The organism is Mesorhizobium sp. L2C084A000 (genome assembly GCF_000502875.1).
Classification (GTDB): domain Bacteria; phylum Pseudomonadota; class Alphaproteobacteria; order Rhizobiales; family Rhizobiaceae; genus Mesorhizobium.
The window spans coordinates 178,297-194,709 of record NZ_AYWX01000011.1 but is presented as its reverse complement, the minus strand read 5'-3'; the positions used below and the strand labels follow the sequence as shown (position 1 = coordinate 194,709).

Here is a 16,413-nt window from a genome sequence, read left to right as displayed (position 1 = left end):
TTTGTCGATATTTCCGCCGCTGGGCGAGCCGTCGTTCAGCCGTCAGTTGGTCAGGCCGATCTCGCGCATCTTGACGTAGACGATCTCATCGGGCTCGCCGGTCTGCGGCAGCCCGAACAGCGACTGGAATTCCTTGATCGCTGCCTTGGTGCGCGCGCCGACGACACCATCCAGCTGCATGTCGTCATTGCCGAACGCCTTGAGCCCGGCCTGGATCTTGACGATGCGGGCATCGGGCGCTTGCGTCGCGGCATTCGCCTGTCCGGAATTTGTCTGTCCCGAACCTGTCTGCAAAGACACCGGAACGGCGGCCGGCGTATCCGGACGCGGCTGCGGCCTGGGTACCACGGAAGCGGTTTTCGGCGTCGCGCCCAGTTGATCGAGCAGAAGCGCGTCGATCTCGCCGGACGTGTTGAGCCCAACCTTCTGCTGATAGTCCTGGATAGCCTTGCGGGTGTTGGGTCCGGAAATGCCGTCGACCGTTCCCGAATAGAAATCGAGATCCTTCAATATGCCTTGCACCTGCTCGACAACCGGATCGCCCTTGATCGGTGCCGGCGCGCCGGATGGCCGCACGATGTTGAACGTCGTTTCCGGCTCGTCGGGCGCCGCGTGCGGAAAACCCGCAATGCTGCGGGTCGCGAAGAATGCGCCGGCATGCGGGAAAGGCTGGTACCACAAGGCATTTGCGGAGACGTAGAACAGCGTCACCAGGAATGCCGTCGAGCCGCCCACCAGGACAGGGTTGCGCGAGATCATGCCGCCGACGGCGACAGCGCCGTCCTGAAAGGCGTTGCTGCGGCGCTTGACCGCCTTAGCCTGTTTTGCGGAGCGAGCCATTTCTGTCCCCTTTCGCCATCGCTACAGGCATGGTCAGCACGCCGGCCTTCTCCGCCTGATGTCCCTTCGGTCCGTTCACCGGCAGGCTGATGGTCACCGTGGTGCCCTCGCCCGGCATGCTTTCGATGGACATCGTGCCTTCGTGGAGCGCCACCAGACCCTTGACAAGTGAAAGGCCAAGACCAGTCCCCTCGAAACGGCGGGTATAGTCGTTCTGGATCTGCATGAAGGGCTTGCCGAGATTGGCGAAATCCTCCTCGGCGATGCCGATGCCGGTGTCCCTGACCCAGAAATGCAGGCGCGAACCGATCCGCTTGGCACCGACGACGACGTCGCCGCCGTCGGGGGTGAACTTGATCGCGTTGGAGACCAGGTTGATGAGCATCTGCTGCACGGCGCGCTGATCGGCATTGATGTCGCCGGCGTCCGGCGCGATCTGCGCCCGCAGATCGATGTTCTTGGCCTGCGCCTGCAGTTGCATCATCGACTGGCACATGTCGACCGCTTCCGCGAACCGGAACGGCTCGGGTTCGGTCGCGTAAACGCCCGATTCAATCCTGGACACGTCGAGTATCGAGGTTACGACGGCGAGCAGATGCTGGCCCGAATCCCGTACCAAGCCGACATATTCCTTCTGGCGCGGATCCTTGAAGGCGCCGAACATCTCGTGCAGCAGCATATCCGAGAAGCCGATGATGGCATTCAACGGCGTGCGCAGTTCGTGGCTGACCACCGCCAGGAAGCGCCCCTTCGCCACTTCGGCGGATGCGGCCGCCTCATTGGCCGCCGCGAGATCCTCGCGCAACCGGCTGATCTCGTCATTCTCGCGCAGGACGAGCGTAAAGACGTCACCCTGTTCCTCACCACGCACCAGATCAAGCGAGAACGGCCGGTAATTGTCGGCCGTCAGGCTATTGCCGTTCTGAGGCAGCCGGATGCGCAATTCGAGCCGGCGCGACAGCGCACCGTCGCGCATGTCGGCCATCGCGCTGAGATAGGAAACGCGATCCGACAGATGGACGCGATCGAAGAGGCCGTTTCCGGACAGCAGTTCGGGCGGCAGTTTCAAAAGCGTGCGGGCCTTTGGCGACGCGTCCAGTACCTCGCCATGACGGGCAACGCGCAAGACCACCGCATCGATGATGTCTTCGAGCCGGTCGGCAGTGTCGACCACAGCCGCGTCGGCGGTGTTTTGAAACGCCGATGCACGCGGCATCAGTGTCAGCGCCCACACCAACGGCACCAGCCAGTGCCACGCCGCGATCTGCGCTCCTGCGAAAGGAAATACGGTTCCAGCCAAAGGCTGAGCCAGGATGGCGACAGCGGCCGACACGGCTCCCCACAGTGCTGCACGTCGCGAGCCGCCGATCCACCAGGCTTCGAAAGGCAGCGCCAAGACAAGCATGGCGACAGGCGAACCCAACCCGCCCGCGGCGGCAATGAGACTGCCGAGCGAAATGCCGGCCAGCACCAGGGCGACCCGACTCGCCATCGCCATCTTGCCGGTCGCCGCCACCAGCAAGGCGACGAACCAGCACAGGCCAAAGGCGGCGAAGATGGCGGCCATGGTGACGGCAACGCCCATGCCTGAAGTGACCAGCGTGACCGCGGCGCCGGCGGCAAAGAAAGGAGCGGCGAGCATGACGCCGATGAAACGGCGCTGGCGCTCGCGGTCGCTCCGCCCAAGGATGGACGGATGGACCATACGTTCGCAACCGGCAGAAATCGCGCCAGGCAATTCAACGTATCTGGCCTTGATTGAACTCAACTCAACGCACTCGCACTTGTCGTGGACAGCTCTGCTTTGCAGATGGTTCTGGTTGGCTTTGAAACTCGCATCCAGCGTTTAAGGAATGGATAAGGCAGGGCCGACCAAGGCCCTGGCCTGCGGCAAATATCGGGATGCCGGCCGCCGAAAGCACGGGCAAATGCAGCCATAGTAAACGGAGAGTTATCCGGCGACGGCACCTATCGGACAGACGCACACGGCACTCGGACTTCCACATTCCAAGAAAAATACAGGAAAATCATGGGGATATATGGTTATTTGTTGTTAAGGAAAATCACTGGCAATTGAGACAAAACGATTGCAGAACGCTTCGTCTCGAATTTGCCTAAAATTTGAGGAAAATTCTCTCTTTGCCTGCAAGCCGTCCTTTGCGCCTGTGTGCCAAGATCCTGCCTACAAAAGAGGTCATGCCATATGGATGCATGATCCGGTCACGACGAGAGGGCAAGGGCATGGTCTTCCTCATAAGAATGGCTTTCTGGTTTTCGCTGGTGCTGCTGGCGCTGCCGCTGACTGTCGGCCCCGATGAATCGGGCCGCGAAAGCGTCGGGCCGATCCAGGCCTTGTTTGCGGCACGCGAAGCGGTTGGCGATATCGCCGGCATTTGCGAACGCAAGCCCGATGTCTGCGAGACCGGCAAGTCGGCAATGCACACCATCACCGCCCGCGCCAAGGAGACCGCCAAGATCGCGGCAGCGATAATGGACGACAAGTCCGCCGCCAGCCCCGACACATCCACGATGACCGGCAGCCTGCCCGAAGAAATCGTCTTGCCCGAGACCGTCAACCTGCCGCCTCAGAATTAAGCCGTTTCGACGGCGCACCGCGGGCTGTCTGCCCTCTCGACGCCCGCGGTGTCCTTGTTTTTCCGTGACGCGGCGCCGCCGCGTGACTATATCCGGGCCATGACCACCACGATCCAGACGATCCGCGACGATTTTTCGTTCCTCGAGGAATGGGAAGACCGCTATCGCTATGTCATCGAACTCGGCGAGGCGCTGCCGCCATTTCCCGACGAGCAGCGCAGCACCGCCAACAAGGTGCCGGGATGCGTGAGCCAGGTCTGGCTGACCACCGAACGCGGAGCCGGGACCGACCCGATCGTCACCTTCACCGGCGATTCGGACGCTCACATCGTGCGTGGACTGGTTGCGATCATGCTGGCGCTGTTTTCCGGCAGGACCGCCAGCGAAATCCAGCAGACCGATGCGGAAGCGACATTGAAAGAACTCGGCCTCGACGAACATCTGTCGCCGCAGCGCGCCAACGGCCTTCGCTCGATGGTCAAGCGCATCAAGCGCGACGCCGAGGCAGCGCTCAAGCAGACCGCCTGACACCTCCATACCCGATCCGCGCGTCGCGGCGCGCAAAAATCAAACGGCGCCCGAAGGCGCCGTTGATGTCGATCCGATCTGGCTTATTTTAACGCAATTCCCAAGGGAAAGCTCTATGCGCTTTCCCGGGAAAACCGTTTCACATTTTTCCTGGAATTGCTCTGGCAGCGATTACCGCGCTTTGCGCTTGCGGCCGAGGCCCATCTTCTTGGCAAGCTGTGACCGGGCAGCCGCATAGTTGGGTGCAACCATCGGATAGGTCGGGTCAAGGTTCCACTTTTCGCGATACTGATCCGGTGTCAGGTCATAGTGGGTCATCAAATGACGCTTCAGCGACTTGAACTTCTTGCCGTCTTCAAGGCAAACGATGTAGTCGTCATGAACCGACCGCTTCGGGTTGACCGCCGGCTTCTGCTTGTCGGCAGGCGGCTGTTCGGCGGTTCCGCCCACACGCCCGAGCGCAGCATGGACATCGGATATCAGGTTCGGCAATTCGCCGACCGGCACGGGATTGTTGCTGACATAGGCGGCCACCACATCGGCGGTCAATTCGATCAGCGCATCGCTGTTTCTGGAAGGTGTTTCGACAATATCCATGGTCTTCGGGCCCCAACAAGAGTTACATCGATCTGCGCCCTTTTTTACAAGCAGGGCATCGCACGAATTTTGTGCAGGTAGAGTTTCTACGATTCGTGTCGCGGGCACATCAATGGGCGCGCAGACCAAGTAAGTCAATTCGGCCCTTACGCTATATTGAACGATATTGATCAATTATTCCACGATCAGCTTCAATCTTTCGTGCATTGTGTAATTTATCGATATTTCGCGCTCCGCCGGCGGCGGCTGACGTAACGTCAGATCGCCGTTACATTCGTGGCAACTCACGACACGGGTTTTAATGTTTGATCTTGCTTGGCTATCGCCCGAGCAATATTGGTTGTTCACATTTATCCACAAAACCGTAGGTTGCCGTGGTCATACGCAAGCATCATGCATGCCTGTCATCCAACCGATCGGCTGATTGCTGCCGCGTCAATCAATGCGGGGTGATGTATTTGCCATAGGCCCAGCCGGTGATGAAATTGCCGTTCTGGGCCGGATCATGCCAGACTTCGCACCAGCGATAGCGAATCTTCTGTTCCTGCTTCCATGCCGGCTGGTTGGCGATGTCGAGCAGGTTTATTCCGCCGGTGCATCGCCCGGTCATCTGCAGAACGGTCCCGTTCGGATATCCCGCCTGCTTCTGGGATGTGCCCGAAGGGTATTTGCGTACGTTGAGCGTATCGCCGAACGGCACATTGGCCACTTGCCAAGCCGCGAATACGGTCGCATGAGACTGGCCGGCAAAGGCCAGAGTTAGTGAAGCAACGGCGAAAGCCGCAGCAGTCCGAGACCAAATAGTCATCATCTCTCCTCCCGGCTCATCTCCTGGAGCCGACACAACCCATACGCTGTGGCTCTTGAACCTGCCCTGAGTGGCGTGTTCATTCGCCGTTCAAGATCTTTCTCCATTTGAGATGGTCCATTCAAGATACTGGCCTATTCAAGATACTGGCCCATTCAAGATACTGCCAAAGCGAGACGCAATGACCAAGACATCCATATTTCCGATCGTCAGCCCGCCTACGCCCGAGAAGCGGCCGGTTTCCGACACGCATCACGGCATCACGCGAACCGACGACTATGCCTGGCTGCGGGCCGGCAATTGGCAGGAGATGTTCCGCGACCCGTCATTGCTCGATGCGGGAATCCGCGCAGAACTCGAGGCGGAGAACGCGTACCAGTCGAAGCTGATGGCCGACACGGCCGAACTGCAGAAGCAGCTTTTCAAGGAGATGAAGGGCCGTATCAAGGAAGACGATTCTTCCGTGCCGATGAAGGACGGACCCTATGCCTATGGCTCGTCCTTCAAGCTTGGTGGCGAGCAGCCGCGCTATTTCCGTATGCCACGCGACGGCGGTGCCGAGCATATCCTGCTCGATGGCGACGCAGAGGCCGCGGGCAAGGCCTATTTCCGTCTTGGTGGTGTCGACCATTCGGCCGACCACGCAAGGCTGCTTTGGGCATTCGACGACAAGGGCTCCGAATTCTACACGCTTCGCGTGCGTGACCTTGCCGACGGCAGGGAGCTTGAGGACCAGATCCCCGACACCGGCGGTTCAGGTGTCTGGAACGCCGGCAATGACGGCTTCTTCTATACACGTCTCGATCCCAACCACCGCCCGTCGAAGGTGCTGTTCCATGCGCTTGGCGACAGCCCGCAAAGCGACCAGCTGATCTATGAGGAAACCGATCCCGGCTTCTTCATGAATGTCGACGGCACCCGCAACAACGAGTGGATCATGATCGGCATCAACGATCACGAGACCTCGGAATACCGCCTGATGCGCGCCGACGATCCGTTTGCCGAGCCGAAACTGGTGTCGCCGCGCGAGATTGGCCTTCAGTACGAGTTGGAAGAAGGCGGCGATATCTTCTTCATCCTGACCAATGCCGACGGCGCCAAGGACTTCAAGATCATGACGGCACCGGCGGGCGATCCCGTGCGCGCCAACTGGCAGGAACTGGTGCCGCATGAGCCCGGTCGGCTGATCCTGTCGGTGATCGGCTTCAGGGACCACATGGTCCGGCTCGAACGCAAGGAAGGCCTGCCGCGCATCGTCGTGCGCGACCGGATCAGCGGCGAGGAGCATCTTCTGTCCCTCGACGAGGAGGCCTTCTCGCTCGGACTGTCGGGTTCTTATGAGTACGACACCGAGATCATGCGCTTTTCCTACTCGTCGATGACGACGCCGGCGCAGGTGTTCGACTACAATATGCGCACCCGCGAGCGGGTGCTGCTGAAGACCCAGGAAGTGCCGTCCGGCCATGATGCGGACCACTATGTCACGCGGCGCCTGATGGCGCCGGCCAGCGACGGCGAACTGGTGCCGATCTCGCTTTTGCATCATCGCGACACGCCGCTGGATGGATCCGCACCTTGCCTGCTTTATGGCTACGGCTCCTATGGCATCACCGTGCCGGCCGCCTTCAACACCAACTGGTTCTCGCTGGTCGACCGTGGCTTCGTCTTCGCCATCGCTCACGTTCGCGGCGGCAAGGACAAGGGCTATGGCTGGTACGATGAGGGCAAGCGGGAGAACAAGATGAACACGTTCACCGATTTCATCGCCGTCGCGCGCCATCTGGTCACGGAGCGTTACACGGCGCATGACCGTATCGTCGCGCAGGGCGGTTCGGCCGGCGGCATGCTGATGGGTGCCGTCGCCAACATGGCGCCGGATTGTTTTGGCGGCATTGTCGCCGAGGTTCCCTTCGTCGATGTGCTCACCACCATGCTCGATGCGACCCTGCCGCTGACGCCGCCGGAATGGCCCGAATGGGGCAATCCGATCGCGTCCGCCGACGACTACCGGACCATTGCCGCCTACTCGCCCTATGACAATGTCGCTGATCACGACTATCCGCCGATCCTGGCGCTGGCCGGTCTCACCGATCCGCGCGTCACCTACTGGGAACCGGCCAAATGGGTGGCCCGCCTGCGTGATCGCAAGAGCGGGGACAATCCGGTTCTGTTCAAGATCAACATGGATTCGGGCCATGCCGGCGCTTCCGGCCGGTTTTCGCGGCTGGAAGAGATCGCCTACACCTATTCCTTCGCGCTGAAAGTGATGGGCAAGGCGCAGCCTACGGGAGCAACCAACAAATGATCGACCTCACCACTCTGATCGCTTACATCGCGGTCGTTTTCGGCTTCGTCTTCATTCCAGGCCCCGCCACCCTGCTGACGATCGCCCGGGCAACGAGTTCCGGAACCAAGGTCGGCATCGCGACGGGCGCCGGGATCGCTGCCGGCGATGTCTTTCACACCGTCATGGCGATGATCGGCATATCGGCGGTCATCGCCGCGTCGGCGACGCTGTTCATCGTCATAAAGTACATCGGCGCGGCCTACCTGATCTATCTCGGCATTCGCGCGATCATGGAGAAAACACCGGCCAATCCGGCTGCCGGCGCGCTTGCGATCTCTGCCGGCAAGGCGTTTCGACAGGCTGTCCTGACCGAAGTGCTCAACCCCAAAACCGCTCTGTTCTTCCTCGCCTTCCTGCCTCAGTTCGTGCGGCCTGAAAACGGAACGGTGATGCTTCAGATGGCCGCGTTGGGGGTCATCTTCGTCGTACTGGGCCTTTTCAGCACGGTCGTCTTTGCCGTGAGCGCTGGCCGGCTCGGCACGCTCCTGCGCCGAAATCCGTCAGTGTTACGATGGCAGGGCAAAGTTGTCGGCGGCATCTACTGCGCTTTGGGCGTCCGTCTGGCGCTGCAGCAACGCTGACTCCAGACGATGATCGACGCGCCCTTTCCGGAGGGCTGGGTGATCAGGACTTTTTGAAGTTCCCGTTGCTCATTTTCACTCGCAATTGCGGTGACCGCGCGCTACCCAGTGCGCGGCTTTTCCCGGCCTGACAGCCTCCAATCGCGTAAAGGTCCATTATGCTGCTCGTCGACGTCTATCTCGACAAATCGCCTATCCAGGGAATCGGCGTCTTTGCCAAGAACCACATTCCTCGCGGCACTCTGATCTGGAAGCTGGACCCAAGGTTCGATCGGCTCATCGAGGTCGAGACTTATGAGCGCGTGGCCGGCCCGGTGAAGAGCTATCTCGATCGCTACTCCTATCCCGACCGCCGCGATCCGAACTACATCGTCTTCGAAGCCGACGACGCGCGCTATATGAACCATGCCGACGAGCCGAACTGCGACGTCTCCTCACCCGAGGAGAGCTTTGCGCTGCGCGACATCGCGCCTGGCGAAGAGCTGACCTGCAACTACAACCATTTCTTCGAAACGGGCTTCGATTTTCTCGGCGACCGCCACCTGTTATCCGCAGACCCGGTCTAGTTCGCCGTCTTCTTGCGGGCCGGATAGCCGTTTGGATGCGCCGGGATCGCCTTCAGATAGGCGGCGATGGCCGCACGGTCCTGCGGCGTCAGTTCGGCCATGTTCCGCTGGACGTCGACCATGGCGCCGCCGACCGAATCGAAATCGGGCGTGAAGCCGGTTTCGAGATAGTTGGCGATATCTGCCTCCGACCATTCGGCGAGACCGCCCTCGCCTGATGTGATGTTCGGCACGACGCCACTGCCTTCCGCGGCCACGGCGCCCGCCAGCCATTCGTTCTTCTTCGTGCCGCCCGCAAGATCGCGCGGCGTGTGGCATTCGCCGCAATGGCCTGGCCCTTCGACCAGGTAGCGGCCTGATATCACCGGATCAGGCGTGCCTTCGGGGAAGGCAACAACCGGCTGGTCGCTGAGGTAGAGCAATTTCCACAGGCCGATGCCGCGGCGGATATCGAAGGGGAAATCGAGCGAATTGCCCGGCGCCTTGCCGGCGACGGCCGGCAACGTCTTCAAGAAGGCATAGAGATCGCCAATGTCGGCCGGATTCATGCGCGCGTAGGATGCATAGGGAAACGCCGGATAAAAATGCTCACCAGAAGGCGACACGCCCTTCAGCATGGCATTGGCGAGGTCCTCGACAGACCATGCGCCGATACCGTCCTTGGGATCTTGCGAAATGTTGGGCGGCACGAAGGTTCCGAAGGGCGTCTTGAGTTCGAGGCCCCCAACGAGCTGAAGCCGCGTGTCGCCCTGTGAGCCCGGCTTTGCATGGCAGGATGTGCAACCGCCGGCATAAAAGATGCGCTTGCCCTTGGCAGCGTCGCCAGGACCGAGCTTGGCCAGAGTTTCCCTGTCGAGCCTCACCGGCGCCGACAGGACCCACCCGGCAACCGCGCCGACGCCGCCCAGAATGACGACGGCGCCGACAAGTTTTTTCAGCCACGCCATGGCTGGTGATCAGCCCTTCTTGATTCTGTAGCCTTGATGGCAGGTGCCGCAATCGGAGCCGATAGCGCCGACTTGCGCCTTCAGCGCGTCGGCATCGGCGGGAGCCGCAGCGACCGCAGCCTTGACGTCGGCGAGATATTTGTCCTCCGCTGCCTTGAAGCCAGCCATGTCTTCCCAGATCTTCGGCGAGGCCGTGGTGTCGCCGGTGTCGCTGCCGGCCGGGAACAGCGCATCGGCATCGAATTTGTCGGCATTCGCCTGCAGCGCCTGAAGTTGCGTCAACACAGCCGCCGCATCAAAGGGTTCCTCGCCCTTGACCACTTTCGACAGGCCGCCGACGATCTTTCCGCGTTCCTTCATCAGTGCCTGCCGATCGAGGATCGGGTCGGCAAAAGCCGCCGAGGCCGCGAGTGCGAGCATAGAGATGGCGATAACAAGCTTTCTCATTCAATTGGCTCCATGATGAAGGCATTTCGGGACAGGACGTTAACGGATGCATCAGGGGGAAAATTCCCTTCCCCCTGATGATTTTTGCCAGACCTTTGTTGTTACGGGAATCTCGACGCAGAAAAAGAAAAGCCCCGCTCGATGAACTGCCCCCCGAAAGTTGGGCATCAACCTTCGGGGGAGCAGTTCATCGCGCGGGGCTTCTCTACGATCGATCAGGACATCAAACGCGCTGTGTTCAAGCGGACTCGAACGACGCGGTTTGAGTCTTTGTTTTCGTGCATGTCGTTATCCCAAAACCGCTGCGCACTTTTGGGCAACATGCATCAGGCCTTTTCGTACAATTCGAGGACATGGTCCCAGTTGATCAGGCTATCGACGAACGCCTCGAGATATTTCGGCCGGGCGTTGCGATAGTCGATGTAATAGGAGTGCTCCCAGACATCGACGCCAAGGATCGGCGACGCGCCATGAACGAGCGGGTTCTCGCCGTTCGGCGTCTTCGAGATCGCCAGCTTGCCATCCTTGACCGAGACCCAGGCCCAGCCGGAACCGAACTGAGTCGTGCCGGCGGCAATGAAGTCGGCCTTGAACTTGTCATAGCCACCAAGATCGCTATCGACTGCCTTCTGCAAGGCGCCCGGCAGCTTGTTGCCGCCGCCGCCTTTCTTCATCCACTTCCAGAAATGGATATGGTTGTAGTGCTGGGCAGCATTGTTGAAGAGGCCGGCATTCTTGCCGAACGACTGCTTGACCACCTCTTCGACCGACAGATCACCCAAGCCGGCCTCGGCGGCGAGCTTGTTTCCGTTATCGACATACGCCTTGTGGTGCTTGTCGTGGTGATATTCCAGCGTCTCTTTCGACATGTAAGGCTGCAAGGCCTCATAGTCGTAAGGCAGAGCGGGCAATTCAAAGGCCATGGATAGTACTCCCTCGTGGAAAAATCCGGTGTCGATACCGGAGTAAGATAGGTCTGGAATGGATTGGGACAACTCCGGATGAAGCGTCGGTCGCCTTTTTATCCGCTCAAGCAGGGGAAGTCGAATGCGCCCAAGCCCAATAGAGTTCGCGCGCCTTTTTGGCCACCGGCCCGGGTTGCAGATTGCGATCCTCGATACGCGTGACCGGCACCACCTTGGAATGGTTCCCGGTCGAAAAAATTTCGTCCGCTTCGAGGAAATCTCGCACCGACAGCGTCTTTTCCGTGGTCCTGAAGCCATATTCGCCGAGCAGCGTTATCGTGCGCGAGCGGGTGATGCCGGACAGGAAGGTGCCGTTCGGCGCAGGCGTAAAGACGTGACCGTCCTTGACCAGGAAGATGTTCGAGGTTCCGGTCTCGGCGACGTTGCCCAGCATGTCGAGCACCATTGCGTTGTCGAAGCCGCGCATCTTGGCTTCGAGAATGGCCCGACCGTTGTTGGGGTAAAGGCAGCCGGCCTTGGCGTTGGTCGGCATGGTTTCGATGGTCGGACGCCGGAACGGCGACACGGTCACCGAAAAGCCAGTCGCCGGAATCATCGGTGATTCATAGAGGCAAAGGCAGAAGCGGGTCGAGGCGGGATCGGCCGGCACGCCCATATAGCCGCCATGCTCGGCCCAGTACATCGGCCTGATATAGACCGCCGTCTTGCCGTCGAACTTCTTCAACCCATCCCATGTCAGCCCGACGATCTTGTCGGCGCTCATGTTCGGCTTCAGGCCGAGCGCGATCGCCGAGGAATTCACCCTGGCGGCATGGAGGTCGAGATCCGGCGCCACGCCTTCGAACCAGCGGCCACCGTCGAACACGCTAGTGCCGAGCCACATGGCGTGGCTGCGCGGCCCCAGAATGGCGACGTTGCCCTCGTGCCAATCACCATCGACGAAAGTCCATGTCGCGGATTGCGCCGCAGCCGCCAGTGTCATCGTGTCGTCCCGCCTCAATCGGTCTCGTGTGACGGCCATTGGAAGATGCTTTGGCGGGCGCCGTCAACCGGCATCATGGAGTTTTGTTGAGGCCAGTGCCGGGGCGCAATGCAATCAAAGCTTGCACCTTGTCGCACCTGCCCTCAAAACTGTTGTCATGCAATACGCCGCCTATGTCTTCGACGCCTATGGCACGCTGTTCGACGTGCATGCCGCCGTGCGCCGTCATGCAGACCGGATCGGGCCGGACGGCCAATTGTTGTCCGAGATCTGGCGCGCCAAGCAGCTCGAATATTCCTGGGTGCGCACGCTGATGGGCGCCTATGCCGATTTCTGGCAACTGACCGAACAGGCGCTCGATTTCGCCTTGCGCAAGGTTCCCTCGGCCGACCCCGGTCTCAAGGCGATATTGCTGGATGCCTACTGGCGGCTGGATTGCTATCCGGAAGTGCCGGCCGTGCTCAAGGCGCTCAAGGCTTCGGGAGCGAGGCTGGCGATTCTGTCAAACGGTTCGCCCGAAATGCTGCAGGCAGCGGTCAAATCCGCCGCGCTCGACCAGGTTCTGGATGACATCTATTCCGTCGACAGGGTGCGGCGCTTCAAGACCGATCCGGCTGTCTACGATATGGTCGCCACCGGCTGGCGCCTCTACCCCGGCGCGGTTTCCTTCCAGTCCTCCAACCGCTGGGATATTGCAGGCGCCACCAAATTCGGCTTTCGCACGGTGTGGATCAACCGTTCCAACCAGCCCGAAGAATACCAGGATTTCCCACCGGCCCTTATCCTGCCGTCGCTCGAAGCCCTTGTGCCCGGCAGCTAGGAGACCTGTGTCTCTGGCGCCACAGTAGCGGCTCGGTCACAGCTTCGCCTTTGTTTGCCCACGTTCGGGCCAGAATCGGAACCGCCTATCGGCCCAGGTGTTGTCAGGCACCCCGCGGAACTGTCGGCGAATTCACGCTTTGTTGCGATTTGAGACTTAAAGAAGGCAACCATGTCCATAACCGAAATCGAATCTTTTCGCCTGAGCCGTCGCGGCTTTCTCAACGCCGCAGCCCTGGGCGCCGCTTCGATCGCGGTTTCCGCATGCGCCACTACCGGGCCGGGCCCGGTCGAGCCGCCGCCGCCAGCCTATGTCGAACCGCCCCTGACCGATTATGTGACGATGTACGCGGCAGTCAGCGACGGCGGCTTCGATTTGCCGGCCATCCCCGTCGACAAGATCGATCCGCAGTTCCTGCGTCAGATCGTTCCCGACCCGACGGGACAGAAGCCGGGAACCATAGTCGTCGATACCACCGGCCACTTCCTTTATCTGGTTCGTCCAGGCGGTCAGGCGATACGCTACGGCGTCGGCCTTGGCCGCGCCGGTTTCGAATGGTCCGGCGACGCCGTCGTTCAGTGGAAGCAGAAATGGCCAAAGTGGACGCCGCCGGACGAAATGATAGCCCGCCAGCCGGAATTGAAGCCCTACAGCGCCGACAATGGCGGCATGCCCGGCGGCCTGAAGAACCCGCTCGGCGCACGCGCGCTCTATCTGTTCCAGGGCAATGTCGACACGCTCTATCGTCTGCACGGCTCGCCTGAATGGCGGTCGATCGGCAAGTCGGTATCGTCAGGCTGCGTGCGTCTGATGAACCAGGACATTATCGACCTCTATGATCGCGTGCCCTCGAAGACGCCGGTCGTCGTGACCAGCGACGCCAGCCAACCCATGGTGGCGACGGCCAACCGACAGGCGATCCCGATCGACGCCGGCGTGCCGGACGGTTCGGTGCTACTTGGACCGGTCAAGGCGATTACCAATTCGATCTTCTGAGCAGGCGAAGGGGCGGCGGTTACGACGCTCCTTCACCGGATTGTCTCTCTGAAACGGAACCGATTCTGCATCGGCGGAGACCGGTCTGTCGCGTGGCGGCCCACTGCGATATTCTGTGGTGATGAAACTCAGCCAGAGCATACGGTTCTGCACGTCCGAGGACGGTACCCGCATCGCTGTCGCATCATGCGGGGAAGGCAAGGTGATCGTTCGGGCGGCGCACTGGCTGAGCCATGTCGATTATGATCTCGAAAGCCCGGTTTGGCGGCCATGGCTCCAGGCCCTTTCGGCCCACAACCAGTTTGTGCGCTACGATCCACGCGGTTGCGGTCTGTCGGATCGCCATGTCGCCGACCTCTCGATCGAAGCGTGGCACGCAGACCTGGACGCCGTGACGGCGACCATCGAGCAGCCAAGTTTCGTTCTGCTCGGTCTTTCGCAAGGCGGCGCTCTCAGCATCGCCTATGCGCTGCGGCATCCTGAGCGGGTGTCGCATCTGGTGCTGCTGAATGCCTACGGCCAGGGTGCGAGAGTTCGAGCGCAGACCGAGGCCGAGCGTTTGGAAGCCGAAACACTCGTCAATTTCGTGCGCATTGGCTGGGGACGCGAAAATCCTGCGTTCTGCCAGTTCTTCACCAATCTTTTCATTCCCAACGGGACACAAGAACAGCACCGCTGGTGGGGCGATCTTGAGCGCGTGACGGCAAGCGCCGACGTAGCCGCCCGCCTGCTCTGGCAGATGCAGGGGATCGACGTCCTCGACCTCGCGGTGAAACTCCGCGTCCCGACGTTGATCGCGCACAGCCGCGGGGACATGCGCGTGCCGTTCGATGAAGGCTGCAAGCTTGCCGCAGCGATCCCTGGAGCGCGCTTCCTGCCGCTTGAAAGCAAGAATCATGTTCTCCTGCCGACCGAGCCAGCCTGGAAGGTGTTCCAGGATGAACTCGATGCCTTCCTCGGAGATGAGCGGCCCAGGCAGCCGCGCGCAATCCGAGAGGCCGGCCTGACACCTGCCGAGGCGGCGCTTCTGGATCTGGTCAAACAGGGGCTGGACAACCGCGCGATCGCGCAGCGCTTGAGCAAGAGCGTGAAGACCGTGCGCAATCAACTGTCGATGATTTTCAGCAAGCTCGGCGTCCACAGCCGATCGCAGGCAATCGTGATGACGCTGTCCGACAGAGAGCGAGCGCCCCAGCCCGATTGAGTTCCTCGCAGACCACAAATAAGGGACTTCTGTCCCTATTTGCATTCGCTTTCACTTCCCCCACGGGACTGCTGCATCATGCCCATCATCAGAGGGGGTCTCATCCTCGGAATCGGCGGAGCGACAAGCCGTCGTCCGAAGATCAGGAGGAACCCGACATGACGCAACTCAATGAAACCAGGCTCAATGAATTGGTAGGCCGCGTTCTGGGCGACCTTGGTGGTGCGGTCAGCGTGCCGTTGGTTCGGATCGGAGATGCGCTGGGTCTCTACAAAACGCTCAAGGAAATCGGCCCTGCGAAGGCCAACGAACTTGCCGATGCTGCAGGATGCGCGCGTCGCTACGTTCGCGAATGGCTGTCGGCGCAGGCGGCGTCCGGCTACGTGCACTATGAACATGGACGGTTTTCGCTGACGCCCGAGCAGTCATTCGTATTTGCCGAACCCGACAGCCCGGTCCATCTGATTGGCGGTTTCGACACCGCGGCTGCTATGGTCGAGAACCAGCCAAAAGTGGAATCGGCTTTCAGGACCGGGCGAGGCGTTGCCTGGGGCGATCAGGCAGGGTGTCTGTTTTGCGCCGTGTCACGTCTGTTTCGGCCGGGTTATGTCAATGCCCTGGTGAAGGACTGGCTGCCGGCGCTTGACGGTGTCGTCGCCACGTTGAAGGCAGGGGCATCGGTGGCCGACGTTGGGTGTGGGCACGGTCTGTCGACGATCCTAATGGCGCAGGCCTTCCCCGCCTCCCGCTTCATAGGTTACGACTTCCATCCGGCCTCGATTGCCGCCGCGACCGCGCATGCCCGGTCGTACGGACTGACGAACCTGAATTTCGAGGTCGGCCGGGCGCAAGATTTTGGCGGGCGTGGCTTCGATCTGATCACCTGCTTCGACTGCCTGCACGATATGGGCGACCCAAAGGCCGCGGCGGTGCATATTCGCAAATCGCTAAAAGAGGGCGGCACCTGGATGATCGTCGAACCCATGGCGGGAGATACTCTGGAGGAAAATATCAATCCGGTCGGACGGCTGTACTACTCGGCCTCGACGATGATCTGCGTTCCCACATCACTGGCACAGGAGACGGGCCTCGCGCTCGGAGCTCAAGCAGGAGAGAACCGGCTGACGGAAGTGATCCGGTCGGGTGGGTTCTCTCGTGTCCGGCGGGCTGCCCAGACCCCACTCAACATGGTGCTCGAAGCGACCTGACGCAGAAAAGGTCGGTTCGGG

At 60.8% G+C, this 16,413-nt stretch carries 17 protein-coding genes; 9 read left to right on the top strand and 8 right to left on the bottom strand.

The genetic code is table 11. The annotated features are described in order from the left end of the window. Window positions 1-42 precede the first annotated feature (42 nt). Both X735_RS143685 and X735_RS143690 read right to left on the bottom strand, forming a co-directional pair. Window positions 43-840 carry a peptidoglycan-binding protein gene (locus tag X735_RS143685; protein ID WP_023812791.1) on the bottom strand — a complete coding sequence of 266 codons (798 nt, stop codon included), beginning with the start codon at window positions 838-840 and terminating at the stop codon, window positions 43-45. Next, window positions 815-2,545 carry an ATP-binding protein gene (locus X735_RS143690; RefSeq protein ID WP_023812790.1) on the bottom strand — a complete coding sequence of 577 codons (1,731 nt, stop codon included), beginning with the start codon at window positions 2,543-2,545 and terminating at the stop codon, window positions 815-817. Before X735_RS143690 ends, X735_RS143685 begins: the two co-directional genes overlap by 26 nt. Window positions 2,546-3,081: 536 nt before the next feature. On the opposite strand from X735_RS143690, the gene X735_RS143695 reads away from it, so the two are divergent. Continuing rightward, the gene (locus X735_RS143695) at window positions 3,082-3,435 is read left to right on the top strand and encodes a DUF5330 domain-containing protein (protein WP_023812789.1); all 354 of its coding nucleotides are present in this window, start codon (window positions 3,082-3,084) and stop codon (window positions 3,433-3,435) included. A 99-nt stretch (window positions 3,436-3,534) separates the two neighbouring features. After that, the gene (locus tag X735_RS143700; protein WP_023812788.1) at window positions 3,535-3,963 is read left to right on the top strand and encodes a SufE family protein; all 429 of its coding nucleotides are present in this window, start codon (window positions 3,535-3,537) and stop codon (window positions 3,961-3,963) included. A 171-nt stretch (window positions 3,964-4,134) separates the two neighbouring features. On the opposite strand, the gene X735_RS143705 is transcribed toward X735_RS143700, so the two are convergent. Both X735_RS143705 and X735_RS143710 read right to left on the bottom strand, forming a co-directional pair. Then, complete coding sequence (locus tag X735_RS143705) at window positions 4,135-4,560, bottom strand: MucR family transcriptional regulator (protein ID WP_013532660.1); 426 nt, start codon at window positions 4,558-4,560, stop codon at window positions 4,135-4,137. Window positions 4,561-4,999: 439 nt separating this feature from the next. Beyond that, entirely contained in the window at window positions 5,000-5,368 is a 369-nt protein-coding gene (locus X735_RS143710) for a hypothetical protein (RefSeq protein WP_023812787.1), read from the bottom strand. 181 nt (window positions 5,369-5,549) lie between these two features. Here X735_RS143710 and X735_RS143715 point away from each other — a divergent pair, with 181 nt between their 5' ends. From X735_RS143715 to X735_RS143725, 3 genes are all read left to right on the top strand, one after another. Next, entirely contained in the window at window positions 5,550-7,673 is a 2,124-nt protein-coding gene (locus X735_RS143715) for a S9 family peptidase (protein WP_023812786.1), read from the top strand. Further along, a complete protein-coding gene (locus X735_RS143720) occupies window positions 7,670-8,296 on the top strand; it encodes a LysE family translocator (protein ID WP_023812785.1) in 627 nt (208 codons plus the stop codon). The genes X735_RS143715 and X735_RS143720 overlap by 4 nt, the downstream gene beginning before the upstream one ends. Before the next feature lie 158 nt (window positions 8,297-8,454). Then, window positions 8,455-8,862 (top strand): SET domain-containing protein-lysine N-methyltransferase, encoded by a 408-nt coding sequence (locus tag X735_RS143725; RefSeq protein WP_023812784.1) that lies wholly within the window; start codon window positions 8,455-8,457, stop codon window positions 8,860-8,862. Here the strand turns inward: X735_RS143725 and X735_RS143730 are convergent. The 4 genes from X735_RS143730 to X735_RS143745 form a co-directional block, all read right to left on the bottom strand. Continuing rightward, a complete protein-coding gene (locus X735_RS143730; RefSeq protein WP_023812783.1) occupies window positions 8,859-9,809 on the bottom strand; it encodes a cytochrome c in 951 nt (316 codons plus the stop codon). The two genes, X735_RS143725 and X735_RS143730, sit on opposite strands and share 4 nt — an antisense overlap. 9 nt (window positions 9,810-9,818) lie before the next feature. Then, entirely contained in the window at window positions 9,819-10,256 is a 438-nt protein-coding gene (locus X735_RS143735; RefSeq protein ID WP_023812782.1) for a cytochrome c, read from the bottom strand. Between the two features lie 326 nt (window positions 10,257-10,582). Continuing rightward, on the bottom strand, window positions 10,583-11,179 hold the full coding sequence (locus X735_RS143740; RefSeq protein ID WP_023812781.1) for a superoxide dismutase: 597 nt from the start codon (window positions 11,177-11,179) through the stop codon (window positions 10,583-10,585). 106 nt (window positions 11,180-11,285) lie between these two features. Beyond that, window positions 11,286-12,164 carry a branched-chain amino acid aminotransferase gene (locus X735_RS143745; protein ID WP_023812780.1) on the bottom strand — a complete coding sequence of 293 codons (879 nt, stop codon included), beginning with the start codon at window positions 12,162-12,164 and terminating at the stop codon, window positions 11,286-11,288. 157 nt (window positions 12,165-12,321) lie between these two features. Here X735_RS143745 and X735_RS143750 point away from each other — a divergent pair, with 157 nt between their 5' ends. From X735_RS143750 to X735_RS143765, 4 genes are all read left to right on the top strand, one after another. Next, complete coding sequence (locus X735_RS143750) at window positions 12,322-12,984, top strand: haloacid dehalogenase type II (RefSeq protein ID WP_023812779.1); 663 nt, start codon at window positions 12,322-12,324, stop codon at window positions 12,982-12,984. 171 nt (window positions 12,985-13,155) lie between these two features. Beyond that, window positions 13,156-13,980 carry a L,D-transpeptidase gene (locus X735_RS143755; RefSeq protein ID WP_023812778.1) on the top strand — a complete coding sequence of 275 codons (825 nt, stop codon included), beginning with the start codon at window positions 13,156-13,158 and terminating at the stop codon, window positions 13,978-13,980. 121 nt (window positions 13,981-14,101) lie between these two features. Next, entirely contained in the window at window positions 14,102-15,184 is a 1,083-nt protein-coding gene (locus tag X735_RS143760; RefSeq protein WP_023812777.1) for an alpha/beta fold hydrolase, read from the top strand. 158 nt (window positions 15,185-15,342) lie between these two features. Beyond that, on the top strand, window positions 15,343-16,392 hold the full coding sequence (locus tag X735_RS143765) for a class I SAM-dependent methyltransferase (RefSeq protein ID WP_023812776.1): 1,050 nt from the start codon (window positions 15,343-15,345) through the stop codon (window positions 16,390-16,392). Window positions 16,393-16,413 lie beyond the last annotated feature (21 nt).